The sequence below is a fragment of the Xanthobacter sp. DMC47 genome (assembly GCF_056313845.1).
This window is the reverse complement of record NZ_JBQUZM010000001.1, coordinates 1,476,882-1,502,581: the sequence shown is the minus strand read 5'-3', so window position 1 is coordinate 1,502,581 and position 25,700 is coordinate 1,476,882. Positions and strand designations below refer to the sequence as shown.

The window sequence follows — 25,700 nt, the reverse complement described above, 5'->3', positions numbered from 1 at the left end:
ACCGTCATCCCCCGGCTTGTCCGGGGGATCCACGGAATGGCTTGTTTGGATTCGCGGACAGCGCACCAGCGGCGGAGTGGATGCCCCGGACAAGCCGGGGCATGACGGCATCAAGGGTTTGAGACCATTCCCCCCAAAAGGGACCATTGCCATGACCTACAAAGACCTCACCGCCACCCACAAAATCTCCGCCAAGGACGGCGTGAAGCTCCATGTGGAGGAGGCGGGGCAGGGCACGCCCATCCTGTTCATCCACGAATTCGGCGGCAATCACATGAGCTGGGAGCCGCAGATGCGGTTCTTCGCCCGCCGCCATCGTTGCATCACCTACGCCGCGCGCGGCTATGCCCCCTCCGACATCCCGACCGACGTGGAGGCCTATTCGCAAGCCATCGCGGCGGATGACGCGGTGGCGGTGCTGGACGGGCTCGGCATCGAGAAGGCGCACATCGTCGGCCTCTCCATGGGCGGCTTCTGCACCGTCCATTTCGGCCTGCGCACGCCCGAGCGCGCGCTCTCCCTCACCGTGGCCGGCGCGGGATACGGCTGCGAGAAGGAGCATGAGGAGTATTTCCGCGGCGTCTCCCTCGCCGTGGCGGAAAACTTCGAGAAGCTGGGCGCGAAGGAATTCTCCAAGATCTACGCGCTGGGCGCGAGCCGCGTGCAGTTCGAGGTGAAGGACCCGCGCGGCTGGCGCGAATTCGCCGATCGCCTCGCCACCCATTCGGACATCGGCGCGGCGCTGACCATGCGCGGCGTGCAGGCGCGCCGGCCTTCCTTCTGGGATCTGGAAGAGGGCCTGAAAAAGATGATGGTGCCCACCCTCGTGATGGTGGGCGACGAGGATGACCACTGCCTCCAGCCCGGCATCTATCTCAAGAAGATGATCCCCGCCTGCGGCCTCAGCGTCTTCCCCAAGGCCGGGCATACGCTGAACCTGGAGGAGCCGGCGCTGTTCAACGCCCAGCTCGCCGAGTTCATCGCGCAGGTGGAAGCCGGCAAATGGCTGCCGCGCGATCCGCGCGCGATCCCCGGCCAGATCATGCGCACGGCCTGAGGCGATGATGAGCACGCCCGCCATCTCTCCCGACCGCCTCATGTCCCGCCTGATGCGGCTCGCACAGATCGGCGCGCTGCCGAAGGGCGGGGTGGACCGGCAGGCGCTGACCGATGGCGAGATCGAAGCGTGGCGGCTCATCCTGACATGGGCCGGGGAGGAGGGGCTGGAGGCGGCGTGCGATGATGCCGGCAGCCTCTTCCTCACCCTGCCCGGCACCGACCGGGCATTGGCTCCCATCCTCGCAGGCAGCCATATCGACACCCAGCCCACCGGCGGCAAATATGACGGCGCGGCGGGGGTGATGGCGGCGCTGGAGGCGGTGGTGACGCTGAAGCGCGCGGGCGTCACGCCCCGCCGCGACCTTACCGTCGTCGCCTGGATGAACGAGGAAGGCTCCCGCTTCGCCCCCGGCATGATGGGTTCGGAAGCCTTCGCCGGCGTGCGCGCGCTGGCTGATATCCGCGCCGTGACCGATGCGGAGGGCGTGAGCGTCGGGACCGCACTCGATGCGCTCCATGCCGCGTTCCCTGATCTGCCGCGCCGGCCGCTCGGGTTTCCCGTCGTCGCCTATCTGGAGCTGCACATCGAGCAGGGTCCGGTGCTGGAGGCTGAGAGCAAGGTGGTCGGCGTCGTCACCGGCATCCAGGGCAAGAAGACGTGGGAAGGTGTCATCGAAGGCGCTCCCGGTCATGCGGGCACTTTGGCCATGGCCGAGCGGCGCGACGCGCTTGCCGCCTTCGCCCGCATGGCGCACCGGCTCTATCCGGAGGTCGGCGGACACGACGACCAGGTGATGTTCACCATCGGCCGGCTGGTGATGGAGCCCAACGCCCCCTCCGTGGTGCCCGCCCGCGTCACCTTCCGGGTGGATCTGCGCCATCCCGACGGCGCGGCGCTGGACCTGCTGGGCGCGCGCTTCGAGGCCATCTGCGTGGAGGAGGCGGCGCCCTGTGGCCTCGCCCTGACCCGCCTCGTGGATGCGCCGCCCAACGGCTTCGACGCCGGGCTGATGGCGAAGATCACGGCGGCGGCCGAACGTCACGCCATTCCCGCCATGCCCATCCTCTCCGCCGCCGGGCACGATTCGCGCCACCTCGCCAAGGTGTGCCCCAGCGCCATGATCTTCATTCCCTGCCGCGATGGCGTGTCCCACGCCGAGCATGAATTCGCCGAGCCCGCCCACATCGCCGCCGGCACGCAGGTGCTGGCCGACGTACTGGGGGAACTGGTTGCCGAGGAGATTGCACCATGAGCCAGCCCGCCGCCCTCAGCACGAAGCCCGACCAGAAGCCCGATATGGCCGACCTGCCGGCCCAGCACCCGGCGGGGCCGAGGAGCCCGGCCGAGGCGCGGGCGCGCTATTTCAATTCCGGCAATGCCTTCAACATCAAGCTGCCGCCGGTGCCGAGCCGCCTGTTCACGGACGAGCCGGCCCGCGCGCTGGCGGAGGGCGCCACCACCGGCTTCATCCCCTGCGACCAGTCGGACGCGATGGCGTGCGCCTTCCCCGCCACCACGCCGTTGATGTTGGCGCGCTATGCGGTGGTGGCGGCGGGCGCGTGCTTCACCGTGGACCTCAGGGCCACCGGCTCCATCTGGTACGTGATCGCGGGGGAGGGGCGGGTGGACTGCCTCGGCGAGAGCCTCGCTGTGGCGGCGGGCGACGTGTTCCTGCTGCCGGGCTCACCCGTGCGCATCATCGCCGGGGCGGAAAAGCTGGTGCTGTGGGTGGTGTCCAACGAGCCGCAGCTCGCCCTGAACGGCGATCTGCCGCCGGACGAGGCGCGCCGGCCGGTGGCGGTGGTGCATTATCCCGCGGCGGAGATCGCCCGGCAGGTGGACATCATTTACGACCATGCGCAGAACGCCGAGACCTCGGGCATCGCCCTCATCTTCTCGTCGGAGCCGCAGGCGGCCGCGCGCAACATCCTGCCGAGCCTGACGCTCTCTTTGAACACGCTGCCGCCCGGCGAGCACCAGCGGGCGCACCGGCACAATTCGGCGGCCATCACCCTCGTGCTCCAGGGCGAGGACTGCCATTCCATGGTGGATGGCGTCCGCTGCCCGTGGCGCCAGTGGGCGACGCTGGTGACGCCGCCGGGCGCCCCGCACTCGCACCACAACGGGGGCGGCGAACGCGCCCTGTTCCTCATCGTCCAGGATGGCGGGCTGCACTACCACGCCCGCACTATGGGCTTCAGCTTTCTGGAGTGAGATCAGGCCGGAATAAGCTCGGGCGCCTTGCCCGTCTCGGGCAGCAGCACGCGGGGGCGCAGCACGTGGATGTGGCGCCGGCCGATGCGGGCGACGAGGCGGCGCTCGGCCTTGGGGCCCTGCGGATGGCCGCCGAGCCGCTCGTAATACCGGCGGGAGATCAGCAGGCCCTGTCCCGGCACCGGCAGGCCGATGACGGCGAGGCGGGCGGCGGCCATGGCCTCGCCGAGGCGCGGGCGCAGGCCGTAGCCGTCCACGGCGAGGCGGAAGGTGGCGGCGAGCCGGTCCGCCTGTCCGCGCCTTTGGGCGGTCTCGATGAAGGCCAGCACCTCGCGCGGCCAGCCTTCCTCCAGCATGGAGCCGTCGGTGAGGAAGAGGAGCCAGGAGCCCCGACCCTGCGCCGCGCCCTGCTTCAGCCGGAGGCCGAGATCCTGCGCGCCCTTCAGGAAGTTGCAGCCGGCCGCGTCCGCAATGGTGGCGGTGCCGTCGGTGGAGCCGGAATCCGCCAGCGTCACGTCGCTCAGCACGCCCGCCGTCACGCCCTGGACGAGCGCGGACAGCACCGGCACGAGCCGGCGCTCGGAATTGTGCGTTGCGATGACGGCGGACAGCACGGGAAACGTTCTCACAGGGACGTTCCCAGCTATACCGCTACCTGCGCGCGGCGTCGATGCGGCAGTGCAACATTCCTTGCGCCGGTAGCCGGGGATGGGGCAGGCGGGCCGCTGCCCCTATTTCGGGCAGGGCACGACTTTGTAGACCGCATCGGCGAACTGCTTCACGCCCACATTGATGCGCAGCGGAGACGTCCAGGTGACGTAGGTGACGATGCCCCGGGTCATGGAGATGACCTTGTAATTGTCGAGGCCCTTCGTCTTGTAGCACTTGCCGGGCTGAATATCCTCTTCCTTCAAAGGCATGGCAAAAAATCCACTGGCGATGACAATGCCGCCAGTATGGGTTCGCCCACCTGCCGAATCAAGAATGGCCGTCGCACGGGCGGTGGAGAATCTGGCAACATGCGGCTGGCGCGTCGGGGCGCCGGGGGCTCGATTCATGGTGCCGATGAGATTTTCCGCCGGACTCAGGCCGCTCGCCAGTTCCGCCGTCCGCTCCGCCTTTCTGGCCACCTTCCTCGCCGCCGGCCTGTTCTGCGGGAGCCTTGCCGGCCCCGCCTTTGCGCAGGCGTCCGATCCGCTGCCCTCCTGGAACGCGGGGGCGACGCGGAGCGCCATCCTCGATTTCGTCAAGGCGATTACTACCCCCGGCGGACCGGACTTCGTGGCCCCCGCCGACCGCATCGCCACCTTCGACCAGGACGGCACCCTCTGGGTGGAGCAGCCGGTCTATACGGAGGTCGCCTTCGCCGCCTCGCGCATCAAGGCGCTGGCCGAGACCAATCCGTCGCTGAAGACCGAGGAGCCGTTCCGCACCGCCGTCTCCGGCGACGAGGCCGCGATGGGCAGGCTCTCCTTCCCGGACCTGAAGAAGATTCTCATGGTGGCGCTGGAGGGCCTCACGGTGGAGGAGTTCCGCGCCGCCGCCGAGGCGTGGATGGCCACCGCCCGCAACCCGGTGCTGAACCGCCCGCGCGCCGAGCTCACCTACCAGCCCATGAAGGAGGTTCTGGAGCTGCTGCGCGCCAACGGCTTCCGCACCTATATCGTCACCGGCGGCGGGCAGGAGATGGTCCGCACCTATTCGGACCGGCTCTATGGCATCCCGCCCGAGCAGGTGGTGGGTACGCCGGACGCGGTGCGCTTCGGCTACGACGCCTCCGGCCGCCCGGTGCTGCGCATGGAGCCCTCGGTGCTGTTCGAGGATCTGTTCGGCGGCAAGCCGGAGGGCATCCACCTCGTCATCGGCAAGCGCCCCACGGCCGCCTTCGGCAATTCCACCGGCGACCGGCAGATGCTGGAATATGCCAAGGCCGGCAAGGGGCTGCGCTTCGCCGCCCTGGTGCTGCACGATGATGGCAAGCGCGAATTCGCCTATGGCCCGGCGCAGGGCCTGCCGGCGTCGGACGTCGGCACCTTCACCCAGAAGCTCTACGACGAGGCGAAGGCGCGCGGCTGGTCGGTCATCAGCATGAAGGACGACTGGAAGAAGGTGTTCGCCTTCGAGCCGTGAGGCGCCGGTATCTCCTCCGTTTTGGGGATGCGGCGCGCCCGCCGGCGGTGGACCATGGCGGCGCGCTGAACCGAGACCTCCCGGGAAGCGCCGGCCGGGCCGCCGCTTCCCCGCAGGCGCCCGGCCGGCTTTTTTGTTCGCCCCACACCTTGGCACCATTTTGCAGCGCACGCACGCGCCCTTGATCTGCATCATGGAAGGCGGGAGGCTGCGGGCCGACAGCTTGGGGCGAGCATCCGCCCGGAGGCCCTGCCCCTCGGCCGGCCCGGGCGCCGGCACGAGGGAGAGCGCACATGACCGCTCATTTGGCCGCAGCCGCGGCTCAGGACGCCCAGCACACCCGACATGCCAAGTACGATCGCCTGATCGCGGCAGCGCAGGCCCTGCCGAAGCTGAAGGTGGCGGTGGCTCACCCCTGCGACGACGTTTCCCTGCGCGCGGCGCTGGAGGCGGCGGACCTCGGGCTGATCGAGCCCATCCTCGTTGGCCCCCCGGCCAAGATCGCGGCCGCGGCGGCGGCCGGCCAGCTCGACATTTCCGGCGTGCGGCAGGTGGCGGCGGCGCACAGCCACGAGGCGGCGGCGAAGGCCGTGGCGCTGGTCCGCGCCGGCGAGGCCAACGCCTTGATGAAGGGCAGCCTCCACACCGACGAGCTGATGAGCGCGGTGGTCGCCCGCGACACCGGCCTGCGCACCGCGCGGCGCATCAGCCACTGCTTCGTCATGGACGTGCCGAGCCATCCAGACGCCCTCATCATCACGGATGCCGCCATCAACATCGCCCCCTCGCTGGAGGACAAGGCGCACATCGTGCAGAACGCCATCGAGCTGGCGCAGGCGCTGCTGTTCCCCGAGGTGCGGGTGGCCATCCTCTCGGCCATGGAGACGGTGAACCCCGCCGTGCCCTCCACCATCGAGGCGGCGGCCCTGTGCAAGATGGCCGATCGCGGCCAGATCACCGGCGCCATCGTGGACGGGCCGCTGGCGCTGGACAATGCCATCGACCTCGGCTCGGCCGCCATCAAGCACATCTCTTCCCCCGTGGCGGGGCGCGCCAACGTGCTTGTCGTGCCGGACCTCGAAGCCGGCAACATGCTGGCAAAGAGCCTCTCCTTCCTCGCCGGCGCCGACGCGGCGGGCATCGTGGTCGGGGCGCGGGTGCCGATCATCCTCACCAGCCGGGCGGATTCCGCGCCGACGCGCCTCGCCTCCTGCGCCGTGGCGGCCCTGCTCGCCGCCGCCCAGCAGGCCACGGCCCGCGCGGCGGCCAAGGCACTGGAGGGCTGAACCCATGGCAAAGGTACAGCTTGTCCTGAATGCCGGCTCCTCCAGCCTCAAGTTCCAGGTGTTCCTGGACGACGGCGCGGACGTGCCCAACCGCATCTATCGCGGTCTGTTCGAGGGGCTGGGCACGGATCCGCACTTCAAGGTGAAGGACCATGAGGGCGTTACCGTCGGCGATCAGCGCTGGGACGGCCACGCGGCCTTCGGCTTCGAGGAGGCGCTCGCCTATCTCTCCGACTGGCTCGGCGCCCACCGGGGCGGGCACCAACTGGCGGCGGTCGGCCACCGGGTGGTGCATGGCGGCCCGCATTATACCCATGCGGTGGAGCTGACGCCCGCCATCATCAACGAGCTGGACACCCTCTCCCCGCTGGCACCCCTGCACCAGCCGAAGAGCCTCGAGCCCATCCGCATCATCGCCCGCCGCGTGCCCGGCCTGCCGCAGGTGGCGGCCTTCGACACCGCCTTCCACCGCACCCAGCCCGAACTGGCGCAGATGTTCGCCATTCCCCAGTCGATGACCGACGCGGGGGTGAAGCGCTACGGCTTCCACGGCCTGTCCTACGCCTATCTCGCCACCCAGTTTCCGAAGGTGGACCCGCGCCTCGCCAAGGGGCGGGTGGTGGCGGCCCATCTCGGCAACGGGGCGAGCCTGTGCGCCTATGAGGCGTCGCGCTCCATCGCCACCACCATGGGCTTTTCCGCCCTCGACGGGCTGGTGATGGGCACGCGCAGCGGCTCCATCGACCCCGGCGTCGTCTTCTATCTCCAGCGCGAGATGGGCATGAGCGCGGAGGAGGCGGAGCACTTCCTCTATACGAAGTGCGGGCTCATCGGCGTCTCCGGCCTCTCCAACGACATGCGCGTGCTGCGCGAGCGCTGCGAGACGGATGCGGGGGCGCGGCGGGCCATCGACCTGTTCATCTACCGCATCAACTGCGAGTTCGGATCGCTTGTGGCGGCGCTGGGCGGCATCGATGCCCTCGTCTTCACCGCCGGCATCGGCGAGAACGACGCCGAGACCCGCGCCGAGGTGCTCCGCGCCGCCGCCTGGGCCGGCTTCGAGCTGGACGCCGAGGCGAACCGCGCCGGCGCCACCCGCATCACCCGTGGCAGCGGCCCGCAGGCCTATGTGATCCCCACCGACGAGGAATGGACCATCGTGCGCGAGATGCGCCAGGTCCTGTCCCATACGGCCGTAGCCTGAGGAGGCTGCCATGCACCCCATGGACATGATGAAGGTTTACGGCCGGGTGGCGGAAATCTACCGCCTGCGCATCGGCGAGGCGGTCTCGGCCTATGGTGCGGCCATGCGCGAGGCGGCCTCCGCCTTCGCCGGGGCAGGGCGCCCGCAGACGCCGGCCGAGGCGTGGCGCGACAGCGTCTCCTATGCCTTCGACGCGGCCCAGCGCTCGCTGATCTTCTGGGACACCATGCGCCAGCGCGGCAACACCTGGATCGAGCATGAGAAGGCCGGCAAGCCGCCGCTGCTCGCCTTCGACTATGAGATGGTCGCCGACGCCCGCACCTTCGCGCGGCCCTGCAACTACGCCCTCGTGCGCATCCTGCCGCCGGACGGCGTGACGCTGGACCCGGAAAAGCGCGCCTTCCTCATCATCGATCCGCGCGCCGGCCACGGGCCGGGCATCGGCGGCTTCAAGAAGGAGTCGGAGGTCGGCTTCGCGCTGAAGGCGGGCCATGCGGTCTACATGGTCATCTTCTTCCCCGAGCCGGTGCCGGGGCAGACGCTGGCGGACGTGTCGCTGGCGGAATCCGAATTCGTCCGCCTCGTGCGCGAGCGCCACCCCACCCGCGAGCGGCCGGTGGTGATGGGCAATTGCCAGGGCGGCTGGGCGGCCATGCTGGTCGCGGCGCTGGACCCGGACAATGTGGGGCCCATCGTGGTGAACGGCGCGCCCATGTCCTACTGGGCCGGCAACGATGCCGAGAACCCCATGCGCTATGCCGGCGGCGTGCTGGGCGGGGCGTGGACCGCCTCGCTCGCCTCCGACCTCGGCGGCGGCACCTTCGACGGCGCCTATCTGGTGGACAATTTTGAGTATCTGAACCCGGCCAACACCTATTTCACCAAATACTATTCGCTCTACTCCAAGATCGACACCGAGCCGCCGCGCTTCCTGGAATTCGAGCGCTGGTGGGGCGGCTACTTCCTGATGAACCGGGAAGAGATCAAGTGGATCGTGGAGAATCTGTTCGTCGGCAACCGGCTCGCCGCGGGCAAGGCGGAATGGGCGCCGGGCAAGGCCTTCGACCTCAAGGCGGTGCGCTCGCCCATCATCGTCTTCGCCTCGCTGGGCGACAACATCACCCCGCCCCAGCAGGCCATCAACTGGGTGGCGGATATCTACCCCACCACGCAGGCGCTAAAGGATGCAGGCCAGGTCATCGTCGGCCTCATGCACGAGAGCGTGGGCCATCTCGGCATCTTCGTCTCGGGCGCCATCGCCCGGCGCGAGCATGCGCAGATCGTCGACCTGCTCGAATATGTGGAGGCGCTGCCCCCCGGCCTCTATGGCATGACCATCGAGGAGGACCATTCGGGCCCCGAGGTGAAGTACGACGTGACCCTCACCGAGCGCCGGGTAGAGGATATCGCCTTCCTGCAGAAATACGACCGCGCCGACGAGATTCCGTTCGAGGTGGTGGCCAACGTCTCGCAGACCAATTCGCGCCTCTACGAGACCTTCGTTCATCCCGCGCTCGCCGCCGTGGTGACGCCGGAGATGGGCCGCCTCGTGCGCGCCGTGCATCCGCTGCGGGCTGTGCGCTGGGGCCTGTCGGACCTCAACCCGTGGCTCAAGGCCATGGCGCCGCTCGCCGATTTCGCCCGCAGCCAGCGCACCCCGCGGGACGAGACGGGCGTGCATGTGGCCGGCGAGCATTTCGCCGCCACCGCCATTACCGCCGGCTGGGACCTCTACCGGCGCCTGCGTGACGCGACGGTGGAGACGGAGTTCTTCCGCCTCTACGGCACCGCCGCCATGCTGGACCCGGACCTCACCGCGCCGGCCACCGCCGCAGCGCTGGTGGAGCAGCCGCCGGCCGAGGTTGCGGCGGCGCTCGCCGGCATCCGCGAGGGCGGCTTCACCGACGCCGGCGTGCGCGTGGCGCTGATCGGCTTCAAGCGCGGCGGCAACGAGCGCCGGCTCTCCACCCTGAAGCAGATCCGCGAGCTGGTGGGCTATGAGCTGGGGCTCATGTCCCTGCCGTCTGACGTCGCCCAGGCCATCATCCGCCGGCAGTCCATCATCGTGGATCGGGACGAGACGGCAGCCATCGCGACGCTGCCCGCGCTCCTGAAGACGCCACAGGAGCGCTCGCGCCTGCTGGCCCTGCTCGACCGTCTGCTGGCCAACATGGACATCGCCCCCGAGGCCGCCTCGGTGGTGGACGAGGTGCGCCACGTGCTGGCGGCGGATGGAGCGGTGCCGCAAGGTGCCGTGCAGGGTGTGGGCGCGCAGGTGGTGCCGTTCCCGCTCAGCGTCGCCTGAGGCGCGTGAGTCCGCCGCTGGTGGCGGCAGATGGTCATCCGTCCGACGTGCTCCGGCGCCAATGTCTCGTTGCGCGCCCCGCGCGGCGTGCCTAATGTCCGGACCGGCGAAGCTTGAATAATCTGCGCCGGCCCGGGTGATCGTTGCGGCGATCCTTCGCGCAGCGGAAGGTTCGGCAAATTTACGCAAGCAAGTTTACGCACGCAAGTTGACGCAAGACGGCCGGCGATGCCGGTTTCGGGGGTCACGCCGGACGACGCGCATCGTCCGGCCGGTCAGGGGGAACATCATGCGCGTCGTGTCTCATCGGAAGTCCGCCCGTTCCACCTCCCTCCTGCGTGCCGCGGCTCTCGCCGCGCCGCTCGCGCTGGCATTCGGCGCGATGCCCGCCCGCGCCCAGCAGGGCCCGATCCCCGTCGGCGTTGTCGCGGCGCAGCTCAAGCCCATCGCCGATTCCATGGAATTCGTCGGCCGCGTGGAAGCGCCCGAGCGGGTGGACATCCGCGCCCGGGTGAAGGCCATGCTGGAGGCGGTGCTCTTCAAGGACGGCGAGACCGTGAAGGAGGGCCAGCCCCTCTACCGCATCGAGAAGCCGCCGTTCGAGGCCGATGTGCAGCAGGCGCAGGGCGACGTGGAGCGGGCCAAGGCCGCCCTCGCCCTCGCCAAGATCCAGCGCGAGCGCGCCGAGGAGCTGCTCGCCAAGAATGCCGGCACGGCAGTGGCGCGTGACCAGGCGATCGCCAACGAGGACAGCTCCAAGGGCGCGCTGCTCACCGCCGAGGCGGCGCTGAACACGGCGAAGATCAATCTCGGCTACACCGACATCGTCTCCCCCATCACCGGCCGCATCGGCCGCACCGCCTTCACCCGCGGCCACATCATCGGCCCGGAGAGCGGCCCGCTCGCCACGGTGGTGAGCCAGGACCCCATGTATGTCACCTTCCCGGTGAGCCAGCGCGACTATCAGGAAGCGCAGAAGGAAGAGGGCAAGGTGGACCTCTCCAACGTGGAGGTCCGCATCAAGTTTCCCGATGGCGGCTTCTACGGCGAAGTGGGCCGCATCAACTTCATCGACGTCTCGGTGAGCCGCACCACGGACACCGTGGTCATGCGCGCCGACGTGCCCAACCCCAAGGGCCAGCTGGTGGACGGCCAGCTGGTGCGGGTGGAGCTGAAGGCCGGCAAGCCGGAGGAACGCATCGTCATCCCGCAGGCGGCGCTCATCGCCGACCAGGCCGGCGTCTACGTCTTCGTGGTGGAGGACGGCAAGGCGGTGGTGCGGCGGGTGAAGCCGGGCGGCAACGTCGGCAGCAACATCATCGTGGACGGCATCAAGGCCGGCGAGCCGGTGGTGGTGGACGGCTTCGAGGCGCTGCGCCCCGGCGCCCCCGTGCGCGCGACCCCCGTCGTCGGCGTGAAGGGCTGAGCCGATGCTCTCCTCCGTCTTCGTCGACCGCCCGCGGCTCGCCATCGTCATCGCCATCGTCACGGTGATCGCGGGCCTGCTCTCGCTCCTTGCGATCCCCGTGTCGCAATATCCCGACATCATCCCGCCGCAGGTGTCGGTGACCACCTTCTACCCCGGCGCCTCCGCCGAGGTGGTGGATTCCACCGTCGCCCAGCCCATCGAGGCGCAGGTGGTGGGCGTGGACAAGCTCATCTACATGAAGAGCGTGTCCGGTGACGACGGGTCGTACACGCTCACCGGCTCGTTCGATCTGGGCACCGACCCTGATATCAACACCGTCAACATGAACAACCGGGTGCAGGTCGCGCTCTCCAAGCTGCCGGAGGACGTGAAGCGCCAGGGCGTGACCGTGAAGAAGAAGTCGTCCGCGCTGCTCGGCGTGCTGGCGGTCTATTCGCCCAAGAAGACCTGGGACCCGCTCTACATCTCCAATTACGTCACCATCAACGTGCTCGACGAATTGAAGAGCATTTCCGGCGTCGGCGATGCGGCCCTGTGGGGTCCGCAGGACTATGCCATGCGCGCCTGGGTGAAGACCGACCGCCTCACCGGCCTCGGCCTCACCGCCGAGGACGTGGTGAAGGCCATCGGCTCGCAGAACATCCAGGCCGCGGTGGGCCGCCTCGGCGCCCGCCCGGTGGCGGACGACCAGCAATTGCAGCTGAACCTGCGCACCAAGGGCCGGCTCTCCAGCGTCGCGGAGTTCGAGAACATCGTGCTGCGCACCAATGCGGACGGCTCGGTGCTGCGCCTCGGCGACGTGGCGCGCCTCGAGATGGGGGCGGCGAACCTCGACCGCGAAACCCTGTTCAACGGCGGCCCGTCTGCGGTGCTGGCGCTCTACCAGTCGCCCGGCGCCAACGCCATCACCACCATCGACGCCGTGCGCAAGCGCATGGACGAGCTGGCGAAGGCCTTCCCCGAGGACCTCGCCTGGAAGGTCACCTACGACCCCACCGTGTTCGTCACCGACACCATGCATGAGGTGGAGAAGACGCTCATCGAGGCGTTCATCCTCGTGGTGCTGGTGGTCTATCTCTTCCTCGGCTCGTTCCGCGCCACCCTCATCCCGACGCTCGCCGTGCCCGTGAGCCTCATCGGCACCTTCATCGTGCTGAATGCCATCGGCTATTCGGCCAACACCGTGTCGCTGCTCGCCATCGTGCTCGCCATCGGCATTGTCGTGGACGACGCCATCGTCGTGGTGGAGAACGTCGAGCGGGTGATGGAGGAGCATCCCGAGCTCTCCCCCGCCGACGCCACCAAGAAGGCCATGGCGGAGATCACCGCCCCCATCATCGCCATCACCCTGGTGCTGCTCTCCGTGTTCGTGCCGGTGGCCTTCATCCCCGGCATCTCGGGCGAGCTGTTCCGCCAGTTCGCCATCACGGTGGCGGTGGCCATGTTCCTCTCGGCCATCAACGCGCTGACCCTCTCGCCGGCCCTGTGCGGCATCCTCCTGAAGCCCTCGCACGGGCCGAAGAAGGGGCCCATCGGCTATGTCATGCGGGCCATCGACAAGGTGCGCGACGCCTACGGATCGGTGGTGGCGCGGCTCGTGCGTTTCTCCCTCATCGGCCTCGTCTGCGTGCTCGTCGCTTCGGGCGGCATCTTCGCTCTGGCGAAGCTGACGCCCACGGGCTTCCTCCCCGAGGACGACCAGGGCGCCTTCTTCGTCATCGTGCAACTGCCCGGCGGCGCCTCGGTGGGCCGCACCACGGAGGTGATCCGCAAGGCCGAGGCGTTGCTGAAGGAAGAGCACACGGTGGAGGACTACACCTCCGTCATCGGCCTGAACTTCATCGACAGTTACTCGCAGCCCAACGCCGCCTTCATCGTCGTCACCATGAAGCCGTTCGAGGAGCGCAAGGGCAAGGACGAGAGCGCCAACGCGGTGATCGCCCGCCTCGGCGAGAAGATGCGGATGATCCCCGGCGGCACGGTGGTGCCCCTCGGTCCGCCGCCCATCGTCGGCCTCGGCTCCGGCGGCGGCTTCTCCTTCGTCCTGCAGGACCTGCGCGCAGGCGACCCGAAGGTGCTGGCGCAGGTGCTGCGCGGCCTCCTCATCGCCGCCAACCAGGACCCGCAGCTCACCCGCGTGTTCTCCACCTATTCCGCCACCAATCCCTCGCTCCAGCTCGACATCGACCGCGACAAGGCGCAGGTGCTGGGCGTGCCGCTCGACAGCGTGTTCACCGCGCTGCAGACCTCGCTGGGCGGCATGTACGTGAACGACATGAACCTCTACGGCCGCACCTGGCAGGTGCAGGTGCAGGCGGAGGGCGAGGACCGCAAGGATGTGGAGGACATCTACCGCATCCATGTGCGCAACAACAAAGGCGAGATGATCCCGCTCCGCTCCATCGTGGAGGTGCGGGTGGAGGTCGGCCCGCCGGCGCTCATCCGCTACAACAACAAGCGCGCGGTGACGGTGCAGGGCAATCCTGCCCCCGGCGTCTCCTCCGGCCAGGCCCTCGCCGCCATGGACGCGGTGGCGGCCAAGACCCTGCCGCAGGGCTTCTCCGGCGCGTGGACCGACACCTCGTTCCAGGAGAAGAAGGCGGAGGGCAAGACGGGCATCATCCTCGCCTTCGCCGTGCTGTTCGCCTTCCTGTTCCTGGTGGCGCTCTATGAAAGCTGGTCCATCCCGGTGCCGGTGCTGCTCTCCGTCACGGTGGGCATGCTCGGCGCCTATGCGGCCATCGTCATCGGGCAGCTGACCCTCGACCTCTATGGCCAGATCGGCATGATCGTGCTCATCGGCCTCGCGGCGAAGAACGGCATCCTCATCGTGGAGTTCGCCAAGGAGCGGCGCGAGCATGGCGAGGACCTGCTCGCCGCCGCCACCGAGGGCTCGCGCCTCAGGTTCCGTCCGGTGATGATGACCTCGCTCGCCTTCATCCTCGGCCTGTTCCCGCTGGTGGTCGCCACCGGGGCGGCGCAGATGGCGCGGCAGAATGTGGGTACGCCGGTGTTCGGCGGCATGATCGCCGCCTCCTTCCTCGGCATCTTCGTCATCCCGCCGCTCTATGTGATGTTCCAGGGCCTGCGCGAGCGCCTGCGTCCCGGCGCCCGGCCGAAGGTCTCAGCGCCCCCCGCGCCGGAGGCGGGAGCCGGCGGCGGCCACTGACGGCCGCTCGCCTCGTCCGGTGAATGGTCATCCCCCGGACGCGTCGGGGGATGCTGGAAACATGCCTGCCGTCCGCGCTGTCGCGCCGTCCGCTCCTTCGGGGGCGGACCGCCGCGGCGCGACGGCGCAGCGGGAATCGCTGACGTTCCGCAAACGTCCCTCTTGGCGAGCGGCCCTCCTTGCGCATAGATGGCGATGCGGGGTCGGGCTGCGTCGTTCCGGGACACGGGATGGCGGGCACCGGTCGGTCATTTCTCGTCAGAGCGTTTTCGTCCGTTGCGGGCGGGAACGCGTCCACGCCAAGAAATGGATCGCCCCTCGCTCCGACGTGCGGGGGACGCGATCCAGGGGGCCGGTCGAACGATCTGCGGGCTGGAGCCTCTTCGGAGCTTCCGCGGCCGCATCGCACGCCTCGCCTCCCGCAACGGTGCCGCGCACCGAGGGAGCGGTCCATGGACCTTCGCCGTCGTCTCCTCAGCTTCCGCCCCATGGGCGCGCGCCTTGGCCTTGCCGTCGCCCTGACGGCCGGCGTGGCCCTCGCACCCGTGTTGGCCCTCGCGCCCGCCTTTGCCCAGCAGGCGCGGCCGCAAGCGCCCGCGGCCCAGCCCGCGCCGGCCCAGCCGGCGCCCCCGCTGCCGCCCCGCGCGGCCAGCCAGAAGACGTTCCAGCGGCAGGATCTCGTCGCCGGTGCCCGGCGCTACGAGCGCCTGCTGCGCCGCGAGGCGACCGCGCCCACTGGCCCCTTGGACAAGGCTCGCCGCGATGCCGCGCAGGCCTTCCAGCGCAACGATGCCCGCGCCGCCGCCGAACTCTATGCCGGCCTCGCGCTGGTGCAGGCGCAGGATTCCGGCATCTGGATGCGCCTCGCCCGCTCGCTCGCCGCCATCAAGCCCACCGACGACGAGGACGCCTCCACCTTCATCGACAATGCGCTGGCTGCCGCCTTCATCGCCTACCGCCGCGCCACCACGCGGGCGGAGGAGGGGGAGGCGCTCTCCTTCATCGGCCATGTCTATGCCGACCGGCGCCTGTGGCAGCCGGCCATCGACACCATGAAGCTGGCCCTCGACCTGCGCGACACCCCCGCCGACCGCAGCTTCTACGACAAGCTGAAGGAGGAGCACGGCTTCCGGCTGGTGGACTATTCCGTCGAGTCCGACGCGGTGACGCCCCGCGCCTGCGTGCAGTTTTCCGAAGACATCGCGCCGGGCACCGATTTCGCTGCCTTCGTGCAGGTGGGCGGCATGGACAAGCCGGCCATCACCGGCGAGGCGCGGCAGATCTGCGTGGAAGGCCTGAAGCACGGTTCCCGCTACACCATCGCCGTGCGGCCGGGCGTGCCCTCGGCCAATGGCGAGAAGCTGAAGAAGGCGACCGAGCTTTCCATCTATGTGCGCGACCGCCAGCCCTCGGCCCATTTCTCCGGCCGCAATTATGTGCTGCCGCGCACCGGGCAGAAGGGCATTCCCGTCACCTCGGTGAACACGCGGGAACTGAAAATCAAGGTGCTGCGCATCGGCGACCGGGGCCTCGTGCCCACCGCCATCCAGGGCGAGTTCCGCCAGGGGCTCGACGGCTACGTGCGCCAGCGCCTCGCCGAGGGCGCGGCCATCGAGGTGTTCTCCGGCACGCTGGAGGTGGACGGCGCGCTGAATGCCGACGTGGTCACCGCCATCCCCGTCAACGAGGCGGTGGGCAAGCTGGAGGCCGGCGTCTACGCCATGACGGCCGAGCCGCGCGAGACCTCGGGCGACGACGATTACGGCAGCCTCGCCACCCAGTGGTTCATCGTCTCCGACCTCGGCATGACCGCCCTCGCCGGGCCGGACGGTGTCCACGTGCTGGTGCGTTCGCTCGGCAGCGCCGAGCCGGTGGCGGGAGCGGACGTGACGCTGGTAGCCCGCTCCAACGAGGTGCTGGGCACCGCGAAGACCGACGCCAGCGGCTATGCCCGCTTCGATGCCGGCCTCTCGCGCGGCCCCGCCGGCATGGGGCCGGAGGTGGTGACGGCGCGCGCCGCCAATGGCGACTACGCTTTCCTTTCCATGAAGGAGAACGCCTTCGACCTCACCGACCGGGGCGTCTCCGGCCGCGAGGCGCCGGGCGCGCTGGATGCCTTCCTCGCCACCGAGCGCGGCGTCTACCGCTCCGGCGAGACGGTGCATCTCACCGTCCTTTTGCGCGACGCGGCGGGCAATGCCGCGCCCAACGTGCCGCTGACCGTGCAACTGGTGCGCCCCGATGGCGTCGCCGACCGCCGTGTGGTGGTGCAGGACCAGGGCGCGGGCGGGCGCACGCTCGATCTGCCCATCCTCAAGGGCGCCATGACCGGCACCTGGCGGGCCAAGGCGCTGACCGATCTGAAAGCGCCGGCCATCGGCGAGGTGACATTCCTCGTGGAGGATTACGTCCCCGACCGGGTGGAGTTCGACCTCACCGCCCGCGCGCCGCGCCTGCCGCGTGACAAGGCGGTGGAGGTGCTGGTGGACGGCCGCTTCCTGTTCGGCGCCCCCGCCTCCGGCCTCGACGTGGAGGCGGAGACCGAACTGCGCGCCGCCGCCAACCGGCCGGGCTTTGCCGGCTACGCCTTCGGCAATGCTCAGGACGAGGTTCTGGCCGAGCGCCAGCCCACGGCGGATGCCCCCGTCACCGACGCGCGGGGCCGCGCCACGATCCGCCTGCTGGCGGGCGAACTCCCGAAGACCGCCCGTCCGCTGGAGATGGAGGCCTTCGTGCGCCTGGTGGAGGCCGGCGGCCGCGCGGTCCAGCGCACCATCGTGCTGCCGCTTGCCCCGGCCGGCAGCCAGATCGGCGTGAAGCCGCTCTTCGCCGACCGCGTCCGCGAGGGCGAGACGGCGAATTTCGACGTGGTGGTGGCCGGCGTGGACGACAAGCTCCTCGCCTCGCCGGGCCTCACCTGGAAACTCTCGCGCCTCGAGACGCGCTACCAGTGGTACCGCGTGAGCGGCTCGTGGGATTATGAGCCGGTGAAGACCGTGACCCGCGTCGGCGAGGGCACCATCGCCACCACCGCCGACGGCCCGGCCCGCCTCTCCGTGCCCACCCAATATGGCCGCTACCGCCTCGACCTCACCGGCGACGGCCTGCCGCTGACAAGCCTCACCTTCGAGGCGGGCTTCGGCGGCGACGGCAATGCGGACACGCCGGACCGCCTGGAACTCACCCTCGACAAGCCCGCCTACGCCGCCGGCGATACGCTGGAAGCCACCGTCACCGCCCGAACCGCCGGCACCGCCACGGTGCTGGTGGTGAATGACGGCGTGCGCGCCCAGCAGGTGCTGCAGGTGCAGCCGGGCGCGGCGAAGGTCAGCTTCAAGGTGGACGGAAGCTGGGGGCCGGGGGCCTATGTGGTCGCCTTCCTCCACCGCCCGCTGGATGTCCAGGCGAGCCGCATGCCCGGCCGCGCCATGGGGCTTTCGTGGTTCTCGGTGGACAAGGAGGCGCGCACCCTGAAGGTGGAGCTGTCCCCACCCGCCGACATGCGCCCGAACACGACGCTCGCCATCCCGGTGAAGGTGTCGAACCTGCCGGCCGGCGAGAAGGCCTATGTGACGGTGGCGGCGGTGGATGTGGGCATCCTCAACCTCACGGGCTACAAGCCGCCCGCGCCGGATAACGTGGTGTTCGGCCAGCGCCGGCTTGCCGCCGACATCCGCGATTTCTACGGCGCGCTCATCGACGGCATGCAGGGTGCGGCCGGCCGGCTGCGCTCCGGCGGCGACGGCAACGAGACGGCCATGATGGCGAGCCCGCCGCAGGGGCCGCCCGTGGCGCTGTTCTCCGGCCTCGTGGAGGTGGGGGCGGACGGCACCGCCACCGTCTCCTTCCCCGTGCCCGCCTTCGACGGCACGCTCCGGGTGATGGCCATTGCCTGGAGCCAGAACCGCCTCGGCCATGCCTCGGCCGACGTGGTTGTGCGCGACAAGGTGGTGATGCTCGCCACCCTGCCGCGCTTCCTCGCCTCCGGCGACCGCTCCAGCTTCAACCTGGACCTGACCAATGTGGAAGGTCCGGCGGGCGAATACCGCCTGGAGGTGACCGCCACCGGCGCCGCCGCCGTCACAGGCACCGTGCCGGCCCTCACCCTCGCCCAGAAGCAGCGCCAGTCGGTGCGGCTTGCGCTGGAGGGCCGGGGCGTTGGCCCCGCCACCCTCACGGCGCGGCTGACGGGGCAGGGCATCGACATCACCCGCTCCTTCCAGATGCAGGTGCGCCCGGCCTATCCGGACATCGAGCGGCGCACGGTGCGCAACCTCGCCCCCGGCGAGAGCATCAGCGTGTCGCGCGATCTCCTCGCCGACCTCCTGCCGGGCACCGGCAGCGTGGCGGTGAGCGTGTCGCCCTCCAGCGCCATCGACGTGCCGGCGCTGCTGGCGGCGCTGGACCGCTACCCCTATGGCTGCACCGAGCAGGTGACGAGCCGCGCCCTGCCGCTGCTCTCCTACAACGACCTGTCCGTCCTCGTGGGCCGGGCGGCGGACCCGGAGGCCGACCAGCGCATCCGCGACGCCATCGTCCGCGTGTTCTCGCGGCAGGGCTCGGACGGCTCGTTCGGCCTGTGGGCCGCGGGGGGCAGCGACACCTGGCTCGACGCCTATGTGGTGGATTTCCTCACCCGCGCGAAGGAGAAGGGCTTCGTCGTCCCCGATCAGGCCTTCTCCTTGGCCCTCGACCGGCTGCGCAACACGGTGAACCTCGCGGGCGCCGACATGCGCTCCGCCAGCGAGGGCCTCGCCTATGCCCTCTATGTGCTGGCCCGCAACGGCCGCGCGCCGCTGGGTGATCTGCGCTACCTCGCCGACACGCGGCTGAAGGACCTCGCCTCGCCCCTCGCCCGCGGGCAGGTGGGCGCGGCCCTCGCGCTGCTCGGCGACCGCACCCGCGCCGAACGGGCATTCAACGTGGCGCTGGAGGGCATCCCCGCCAGCGCCACCGCGCCGGAGATCGGCCGCGCCGACTTCGGCTCGGTGCTGCGCGATGCCGCCGCCCTCACCGTGCTCGCCCGCGAGGCGGGGCTGGAGAAGGTGGCCGCCGTGGCGCTCGCCCGCGTGGATGCGGCGCGGGTGCGCACGGAGCGCACCTCCACGCAGGAGAATGCGTGGCTGCTGCTCGCCGCCCGCACGCTCGTCGCCAGCGCCGCCAACATGACGCTGGAGGTGGATGGCGGCCTCGTGCGCGGGCCGTTCGGTAGCAAGCTCTCGCGCGCCGATCTGGAGCGCGGCCCGCTCACGGTGCGCAACGTGGGCACCGAGGCGGTGAAGGTGGTGGTGGGCGTCAACGGCGCACCGGTGGCGCCCGAACCGGCCATCGCCAAGGGCTTCTCGCTGGATCGCAAGTATTTCACCCTCGACGGCAAGCCGGCCGACCCGACGAAGGCGGTGCAGAACCAGCGCTTCGCGGTGGTGCTCACCTTCTCCGAGGAGAAGAGCGCGTTGGCCGACGTGCTGCTGGTGGACTACCTGCCGGCGGGCTTCGAGATCGAGAACCCCAACCTCATCAAGGGCGGCGACGGCGGCTTCACCTGGCTCGACGAGACCAGCGAGGCCGGCCATGTGGAGTTCCGCGACGACCGCTTCGTGGCGTCGGTGACGCGGGAGGAGGGCGATGGGCCCTTCGTCGTCGCCTACACGGTGCGGGCCGTCTCGCCCGGCCGCTATGCCCATCCGCCGGCCATGGTGGAGGACATGTACCGCCCCGACCGTTTCGCCCGCACGGCGGCCGGCAGCATGGAGGTCGCGCCCGCGCGATGAGCGAGCTGCCCGCGCCCACTTCCTCTCCCGCCGCCCGGCGCCGCTGGCGCTGGCTGGCGGGCGCGGCGGCGCTTGGGCTGGTGCTGGCGGTGGGGGCGGGTGCGGCCGGCCTCGCCGTCCTGCGCGCCAATGCTCCGCCGCCGCCCGAGCCCAAGGTCTCGCCCGAGGTGGTGGACAAGGAAGGCCGTCTCCTGCGGCCCTTCGCCTTGGCCGATGGCCGCTGGCGGCTCGCCGCTTCGGCCACGGACGTGGACCCGCGCCTCGTCGACATGATCCTCGCCTATGAGGACCGGCGCTTCCGCGAGCATATGGGCGTCGATGCCCTCGCGCTGCTGCGCGCGGCGGGGCAGGCGGCGGGCTCGCTGCGCGTCGTCTCCGGCGGATCGACCCTGACCATGCAGGTCGCCCGCCTCACCCTGCCGCCCCGCGCCCGCACGCTGAACGCCAAGCTCGCCCAGATGCGGCGCGCGCTGGAGCTGGAGGCGCGGCTCTCCAAGGACGAGATCCTTTCGCTCTATCTCACCCTCGCCCCCTATGGCGGCAACATCGAGGGGGTGCGCGCGGCCTCGCTCACCTATCTCGGCAAGGAGCCGCGCCGGCTGACGTTGGGCGAGGCGGCGCTGCTGGTGGCACTGCCGCAATCGCCCGAGACGCGCCGGCCGGACCGCTATCCCGCCCGCGCCAAGGCGGCCCGCGACCGCGTGCTGGACCGCCTCGCCGCGCAGGGGATCATCGCCCCCGACGAGGTGCGCGTCGCCAAGGCCGAGGCCGTGCCCACCGCCCGCCGGCCCCTGCCGCAGATCGCGCCCCACCTCTCCGAGGAGATGGCCGCGGAGCGGCCGGACCTCGCCCGCCACCTCTCCACCCTCGATGCCCCCTTGCAGGAGCGGCTGGAGGAGCTGGTGCGCGAGCGCACCCGCACGCTGGGGCGCGGGCTCTCCGCCGCCATCGTGGTGCTGGACAATGAGAGCGCCGAGGTGCGCGCCTATGTGGCCGCCGCCGACTATTTCGACAAGGACCGGGCTGGCGCCGTGGACCTCGCCCGCGCCGTGCGCTCGCCGGGCTCCACGCTGAAGCCCTTCATCTATGCGCTCGCCTTCGAGGACGGCATCGCCCATCCCGAGACGCTGATCGAGGACCGGCCCGCCCGCTTCGGCGCGTGGCGGCCGGAGAATTTCGATCGCACCTTCCAGGGCACCCTCTCCGTGCGCAAGGCGCTGCAGATGTCGCTGAACGTGCCAGCCGTGCGCCTGCTGGAAGCGGTGGGGCCGCAGCGCCTCGCGAGCCGCATGCAGCAGGCGGGCGGGCGGCTGGAGCTACCCCCCGGCGCCGCTCCGGCGCTACCCATGGGATTGGGCGGCGTGGGCATCCGCCTCATCGACCTCACCACCCTCTATGCCGCGCTGGCGCGGGGCGGCGAGGCCCATGCGCCGGTCTTCCGCCGGGGCGACGGTGCGGTGGCGGCGCCGCGGAAGGCCCGCCTCGTGGACGAGGTGGCGGCCTGGTATGTGGGCCAGTGCCTCCTCGGCACGCCGGCGCCGGAGAATGCCTTGGGCGGGCGGATCGCCTTCAAGACCGGCACCTCCTACGGCTATCGCGACAGCTGGGCGGTGGGCTTCGACGGCCGGCGCACGGTGGGCGTCTGGGTCGGCCGGCCGGACGGGCAGGCGGTGCCTGACCTCACCGGCCGCGCGGCGGCTGCGCCCCTCCTGTTCGACGCCTTCGCCCGCATCGTCCGCACTCCGGCGAGCCTCGCCGCCGCCCCGCGCGGGGCGGTGATGGCCGGCAATGCAAGGCTCCCCCCGCCCCAGCGGCATTTCGGCCGGGCGCGGCAGGAGCAGGCGCTGGAGGTGGTCTATCCCCCCGACGGCGCGCGCGTCGCGGCCGAGGGGGCGGAGACGCTGGCACTGAAGGTGGACGGCGGGACTTTCCCTCTCACCCTGCTCATGGACGGCCGCCCGGTGGCGCGGGTAGAGGATCGCCGCACCCTGTTCTGGACCCCGCCCGGCCGCGGCTTCGCCCGCCTCACCGTCATCGATGCGGACGGCCGCAGCGACAGCGTGACGGTGAAGGTGGAGTAGGGACAAAAGAAAACCCGCTGCCTTGCGACAGCGGGTGGAGGGCACTGGGAGGAAACGCGGAAGACAGGGACTTAAGACCGGCCGCCGCGAAACCGCGCGGCCGGGCCTTCAGGAATTCTCAGAAGCCGCGGGCAACGGCCTGGGTGATGCGCTGACGGTCGAGGCCCATCTCGGCGAGCTCGCTGTTGGAGCGGCGCGAGAGGTACTCGTAGCGCTCCGACATGGCGCGGGCTTCGGCGACGGCGTCGAGGAAGTCGCACACCGCATTGCCGATGCGACCGAAGAAGCCGGTTTCGCGGGGAGCATGTGCAGTGATCGTGACCATTTTCGCCTCCATTTGATGAAGGGAAGATAGGCCATCCGCGTGCGATGCAATATAGCGGATTGTGCATGGCACCATTGCGTATGTCGTATACCAAGCGGAGGTCGGGGCTGACTCGTGCCGAACCCCGCCGATACCCCTGGTGCTACCCCTCTCGAACAGGGGGTGTGAATGACGCTGAATCGGGAGTTGAACCCGGCGATCGAATTGCGTATAGAGCCCACCTGCCTCGGCAGACCCACCCGCCCCGCGCTAGCGGCCGTCCGGGTGTTGGGGGATAGTTCAACGGTAGAACCGCGGACTCTGACTCCGTTAATCCTGGTTCGAATCCAGGTCCCCCAGCCAAATCGATGCCCTCCGGCGATCAATCCCGATCAAGTTCAGCCACCGAGTCTGGTCCTGTTGATGGTTCCCAAAGGACCATCAATGAAGCCGCTCGGCGTGCATCATGCAGTCCTTCACCCAGGCGGCGAGCGACGGCTGTACCAAGCAGGCCGGCGTGCTGACGAACCTTTACAACGGCCAGTTCTCCGCCTGGAATGCCCAGAACAACGCCGCGTCGCAGACCAGCAGCGACCTCATGGGCGCCATCCGCGCCGGTGCAGGCCTCATCTTCTTTGACGAGAATGCGCAGGAGAATAAGGAGCTGGCCCCCGGGACGCTGGACGCGGTGCGCTCCATACCTGTGCAGGAATGGGACCATAAGCCGGGCATTGGTGATGGCGGGCGGCACATCGGCACCTGGTAGGGGCCATCGAGCTCGCCCCCGCTCTACGATCTGCAGCGCGCCTGCTGGAGCAGGTGCTGCGGTCCTTTGGCGCCCTGCCGCGGCGCCGTCATCCAGATTTCGATTTCCTCCGGCTCCATGAGGATTATCGGCATTGCCTTTGGCTGGATGCTAGCGACCGGCTCACTCGGATCCGTGGTAAAAAAGCAGAAGACGTCCATGGTCTCGATGCCCGTCTTCATCTTGCGGACGCAGGTCCAACCAGCCGTCAAGATCCCGGCGAAGAATGCGAGCAGTAGCTCCTCCGAGAACGCGAACCACATATCGCCGCCAACCGACGGGACCAGCTGCAGCTTCCCAGCGCCGGGAAGCCTCTAGGGAGGCCGACACTCAGGCCTGCCGCGCCAGCGCCTCGAAGACGCGGGCGACCGCCTCCGCGCCGGGGTCCACCACCCCGGCGAGGTCGGTGCCCGACAGATAGCTGGACCGGCCGACACGGGCCGCCGTCATCGCTGCGGTGGCGTCCGCCCCGGCCCGCGCTGCACGGGCGGCGGCCGCAAGCGTTTGCCCCTCCGCCAGCGCCGCGATCGCTGGGCTGAGCGCATCGATCATGGTGCGGTCGCCGAGCTTCGCTCCACCGTAGTGGCTCATCCGCCCGACCCCGGCGTCGAGCGCCGCGGCAACGCCGGAGCCCTGCCTGAGGGCCACCCCGGCGGCCGCGGCAAAGATCGAGAGCAGGACACCGCTCGATCCGCCCATCACCCGCGACAGACGCTCTGCGATGGCCTCGCACAGGGCGGCGGGATCGGCGAGAGGCAGGAGATCGAGATCGTCCTCAACCTTGCGGGCGGCGGCGGCGAAGGTGGAACCCGTGTCGCCGTCGCCGACCCGGGCGTCGAGCGCATCCAGCTGCGGCTGGGCGGCGATCAGCGTCGCGCTGACGGCGCGCAGCAGGGCACGGGTCGCCGGATCCTCCGACGGCGTCGCCGCGGGCCCGGCAAGCCGGGCCGAAGGCGCAACCACCGCGATCGGCCCCGGCGCGCGGGCCTCTGGCCAAGCGGGCACATCGACCGGAGCGGTCAGCCAGGCGCGCCTGACATCGTCGAGCGGAAGGAACGACAGTGAGAAGCCACGCATGTCCAGCGCTGTCACGGCACCCGCGGGGCCTAGCACCAGCGTGACGTGCGCCCCGATGGGGCTCTTCAGCACCTCGCGCAGGACAATGGAGAGTTCCAGGGCCGGGACTCCACCGAGATTGTTGACGAGCAGCGCAAGCTGGGGCGCTTCGCGCACATCCGTTCCGAAGCGGGCGATCATGTCGGCCACCAGTTGTGCCGCGCCGGGTAGCACGATGCGCTCCAGCCCCGGCTCGCCATGGATGCCGAGGCCGAGTTCGGCGTGCCCGTCCTCCATGCGTTCCTCGGAGGGTCGCCCGGGAATGCTGCAGGTGCTCGTCGCCACCCCGAGCGACTTCACCACGCCCGCCGCGTCGGCGGCCCGGCGCCGCACCTCGGGAAGTGGCAGGCCGGCGGCGGCGGCGTGTCCCGCGGCCTTGTGGACGAAGATGGTGCCGGCGATGCCGCGCGGACGGGGGTTGTCGGGCAGGGCGATGTCGTCGCCGACGATCACCATCTCCACGTCCAGCCCGAGGGTCCGCGCGCGCTCGGCGGCGAGGCCGAAGTTGAGCCGGTCGCCGCCGTAGTTCTTGACGATCAGCAGGCAGCCTGCCGGTCCCGTCACCGCGAGGATGGCCGCAAGCACCGCATCCACCGTGGGCGAAGCGAAAATGTCGCCGCAGACGGCGGCGTCCAGCAGCCCCTCGCCGACGAATCCGGCATGGGCCGGCTCGTGCCCGGATCCCCCGCCGGAGATGACCGCCACCCGGTCGGCCGGCCGATCGGTCCGCAGCACGACCTTGATCTCAGGATAGCCGTCGAGCCGGGCCAGCCGGCCACCCGACCCAAGGATGAGGCCATCGATGGCGTCGGCGACAAGCATGTCG

17 protein-coding genes and 1 tRNA gene are annotated in these 25,700 nt (G+C 70.1%); 13 read left to right on the top strand and 5 right to left on the bottom strand.

Features of this window, described 5'->3' with window-relative positions; all coding sequences use genetic code 11:
- The first annotated feature begins 151 nt into the window (after positions 1-151).
- Genes ACT54R_RS06920 through ACT54R_RS06910 form a run of 3 tightly spaced genes read left to right on the top strand, consistent with a single transcriptional unit; the run spans position 152 to position 3,274 of the window.
- Positions 152-1,057, top strand: a complete 906-nt coding sequence (locus ACT54R_RS06920) for an alpha/beta fold hydrolase (protein WP_476324827.1) — start codon at positions 152-154, stop codon at positions 1,055-1,057.
- A 7-nt stretch (positions 1,058-1,064) separates the two neighbouring features.
- Entirely contained in the window at positions 1,065-2,312 is a 1,248-nt protein-coding gene (locus ACT54R_RS06915; protein ID WP_476324825.1) for a Zn-dependent hydrolase, read from the top strand.
- Entirely contained in the window at positions 2,309-3,274 is a 966-nt protein-coding gene (locus ACT54R_RS06910; protein WP_476324823.1) for a cupin domain-containing protein, read from the top strand. Before ACT54R_RS06915 ends, ACT54R_RS06910 begins: the two co-directional genes overlap by 4 nt.
- A gap of 2 nt (positions 3,275-3,276) precedes the next feature.
- On the opposite strand, the gene ACT54R_RS06905 is transcribed toward ACT54R_RS06910, so the two are convergent.
- Positions 3,277-3,903 carry a glycosyltransferase gene (locus ACT54R_RS06905; RefSeq protein WP_476324821.1) on the bottom strand — a complete coding sequence of 209 codons (627 nt, stop codon included), beginning with the start codon at positions 3,901-3,903 and terminating at the stop codon, positions 3,277-3,279.
- 102 nt (positions 3,904-4,005) lie between these two features.
- Positions 4,006-4,194, bottom strand: a complete 189-nt coding sequence (locus ACT54R_RS06900) for a hypothetical protein (protein WP_168461308.1) — start codon at positions 4,192-4,194, stop codon at positions 4,006-4,008.
- 136 nt (positions 4,195-4,330) lie between these two features.
- Here ACT54R_RS06900 and ACT54R_RS06895 point away from each other — a divergent pair, with 136 nt between their 5' ends.
- The 8 genes from ACT54R_RS06895 to pbpC all read left to right on the top strand — a co-directional run bounded on the left by ACT54R_RS06895 (position 4,331) and on the right by pbpC (position 22,649).
- Positions 4,331-5,404: an HAD family hydrolase gene (locus ACT54R_RS06895; protein ID WP_476324819.1), complete on the top strand. Its 1,074-nt coding sequence runs from the start codon at positions 4,331-4,333 to the stop codon at positions 5,402-5,404.
- A 293-nt stretch (positions 5,405-5,697) separates the two neighbouring features.
- On the top strand, positions 5,698-6,690 hold the full coding sequence (locus ACT54R_RS06890) for a phosphate acetyltransferase (RefSeq protein WP_476324817.1): 993 nt from the start codon (positions 5,698-5,700) through the stop codon (positions 6,688-6,690).
- 4 nt (positions 6,691-6,694) lie between these two features.
- The gene (locus ACT54R_RS06885; protein WP_476324815.1) at positions 6,695-7,894 is read left to right on the top strand and encodes an acetate/propionate family kinase; all 1,200 of its coding nucleotides are present in this window, start codon (positions 6,695-6,697) and stop codon (positions 7,892-7,894) included.
- Positions 7,895-7,904: 10 nt separating this feature from the next.
- Positions 7,905-10,199, top strand: coding sequence for a DUF3141 domain-containing protein (locus tag ACT54R_RS06880; RefSeq protein ID WP_476324813.1), 2,295 nt, complete (start codon positions 7,905-7,907; stop codon positions 10,197-10,199).
- Between the two features lie 289 nt (positions 10,200-10,488).
- On the top strand, positions 10,489-11,625 hold the full coding sequence (locus tag ACT54R_RS06875) for an efflux RND transporter periplasmic adaptor subunit (protein ID WP_476324811.1): 1,137 nt from the start codon (positions 10,489-10,491) through the stop codon (positions 11,623-11,625).
- Positions 11,626-11,629: 4 nt separating this feature from the next.
- On the top strand, positions 11,630-14,797 hold the full coding sequence (locus ACT54R_RS06870) for an efflux RND transporter permease subunit (protein ID WP_476324809.1): 3,168 nt from the start codon (positions 11,630-11,632) through the stop codon (positions 14,795-14,797).
- Positions 14,798-15,249: 452 nt separating this feature from the next.
- Positions 15,250-20,568, top strand: coding sequence for an alpha-2-macroglobulin family protein (locus ACT54R_RS06865; RefSeq protein WP_476324807.1), 5,319 nt, complete (start codon positions 15,250-15,252; stop codon positions 20,566-20,568).
- Positions 20,565-22,649, top strand: a complete 2,085-nt coding sequence (pbpC, locus tag ACT54R_RS06860) for a penicillin-binding protein 1C (RefSeq protein ID WP_476324805.1) — start codon at positions 20,565-20,567, stop codon at positions 22,647-22,649. Before ACT54R_RS06865 ends, pbpC begins: the two co-directional genes overlap by 4 nt.
- 118 nt (positions 22,650-22,767) lie before the next feature.
- Here the strand turns inward: pbpC and ACT54R_RS06855 are convergent, their stop codons facing one another.
- Positions 22,768-22,974 carry a hypothetical protein gene (locus ACT54R_RS06855; protein ID WP_024277617.1) on the bottom strand — a complete coding sequence of 69 codons (207 nt, stop codon included), beginning with the start codon at positions 22,972-22,974 and terminating at the stop codon, positions 22,768-22,770.
- A 268-nt stretch (positions 22,975-23,242) separates the two neighbouring features.
- Here ACT54R_RS06855 and ACT54R_RS06850 point away from each other — a divergent pair.
- Positions 23,243-23,316, top strand: a tRNA-Gln gene (locus ACT54R_RS06850).
- A gap of 103 nt (positions 23,317-23,419) precedes the next feature.
- Positions 23,420-23,719: a hypothetical protein gene (locus ACT54R_RS06845; RefSeq protein WP_476324803.1), complete on the top strand. Its 300-nt coding sequence runs from the start codon at positions 23,420-23,422 to the stop codon at positions 23,717-23,719.
- 23 nt (positions 23,720-23,742) lie between these two features.
- On the opposite strand, the gene ACT54R_RS06840 is transcribed toward ACT54R_RS06845, so the two are convergent.
- Both ACT54R_RS06840 and ACT54R_RS06835 read right to left on the bottom strand, forming a co-directional pair.
- On the bottom strand, positions 23,743-24,021 hold the full coding sequence (locus ACT54R_RS06840; protein ID WP_476324801.1) for a hypothetical protein: 279 nt from the start codon (positions 24,019-24,021) through the stop codon (positions 23,743-23,745).
- 67 nt (positions 24,022-24,088) lie between these two features.
- Positions 24,089-25,696, bottom strand: coding sequence for a dihydroxyacetone kinase subunit DhaK (locus ACT54R_RS06835; protein ID WP_476326419.1), 1,608 nt, complete (start codon positions 25,694-25,696; stop codon positions 24,089-24,091).
- Positions 25,697-25,700: the final 4 nt, after the last annotated feature.

What these genes read in the sequence shown, in the direction of transcription:
- ACT54R_RS06855 (WP_024277617.1), bottom strand. Translation starts at nt 22,974, where the DNA reads ATGGTCACGATCACTGCACATGCTCCCCGCGAAACCGGCTTCTTCGGT.
- ACT54R_RS06915 (WP_476324825.1), top strand. Translation starts at nt 1,065, where the DNA reads ATGAGCACGCCCGCCATCTCTCCCGACCGCCTCATGTCCCGCCTGATG.
- ACT54R_RS06880 (WP_476324813.1), top strand. Translation starts at nt 7,905, where the DNA reads ATGCACCCCATGGACATGATGAAGGTTTACGGCCGGGTGGCGGAAATC.
- ACT54R_RS06865 (WP_476324807.1), top strand. Translation starts at nt 15,250, where the DNA reads ATGGACCTTCGCCGTCGTCTCCTCAGCTTCCGCCCCATGGGCGCGCGC.
- ACT54R_RS06910 (WP_476324823.1), top strand. Translation starts at nt 2,309, where the DNA reads ATGAGCCAGCCCGCCGCCCTCAGCACGAAGCCCGACCAGAAGCCCGAT.
- ACT54R_RS06875 (WP_476324811.1), top strand. Translation starts at nt 10,489, where the DNA reads ATGCGCGTCGTGTCTCATCGGAAGTCCGCCCGTTCCACCTCCCTCCTG.
- ACT54R_RS06885 (WP_476324815.1), top strand. Translation starts at nt 6,695, where the DNA reads ATGGCAAAGGTACAGCTTGTCCTGAATGCCGGCTCCTCCAGCCTCAAG.
- ACT54R_RS06920 (WP_476324827.1), top strand. Translation starts at nt 152, where the DNA reads ATGACCTACAAAGACCTCACCGCCACCCACAAAATCTCCGCCAAGGAC.
- ACT54R_RS06870 (WP_476324809.1), top strand. Translation starts at nt 11,630, where the DNA reads ATGCTCTCCTCCGTCTTCGTCGACCGCCCGCGGCTCGCCATCGTCATC.
- pbpC (WP_476324805.1), top strand. Translation starts at nt 20,565, where the DNA reads ATGAGCGAGCTGCCCGCGCCCACTTCCTCTCCCGCCGCCCGGCGCCGC.
- ACT54R_RS06890 (WP_476324817.1), top strand. Translation starts at nt 5,698, where the DNA reads ATGACCGCTCATTTGGCCGCAGCCGCGGCTCAGGACGCCCAGCACACC.
- ACT54R_RS06895 (WP_476324819.1), top strand. Translation starts at nt 4,331, where the DNA reads ATGGTGCCGATGAGATTTTCCGCCGGACTCAGGCCGCTCGCCAGTTCC.
- ACT54R_RS06835 (WP_476326419.1), bottom strand. Translation starts at nt 25,696, where the DNA reads ATGCTTGTCGCCGACGCCATCGATGGCCTCATCCTTGGGTCGGGTGGC.
- ACT54R_RS06900 (WP_168461308.1), bottom strand. Translation starts at nt 4,194, where the DNA reads ATGCCTTTGAAGGAAGAGGATATTCAGCCCGGCAAGTGCTACAAGACG.
- ACT54R_RS06845 (WP_476324803.1), top strand. Translation starts at nt 23,420, where the DNA reads ATGCAGTCCTTCACCCAGGCGGCGAGCGACGGCTGTACCAAGCAGGCC.
- ACT54R_RS06840 (WP_476324801.1), bottom strand. Translation starts at nt 24,021, where the DNA reads ATGTGGTTCGCGTTCTCGGAGGAGCTACTGCTCGCATTCTTCGCCGGG.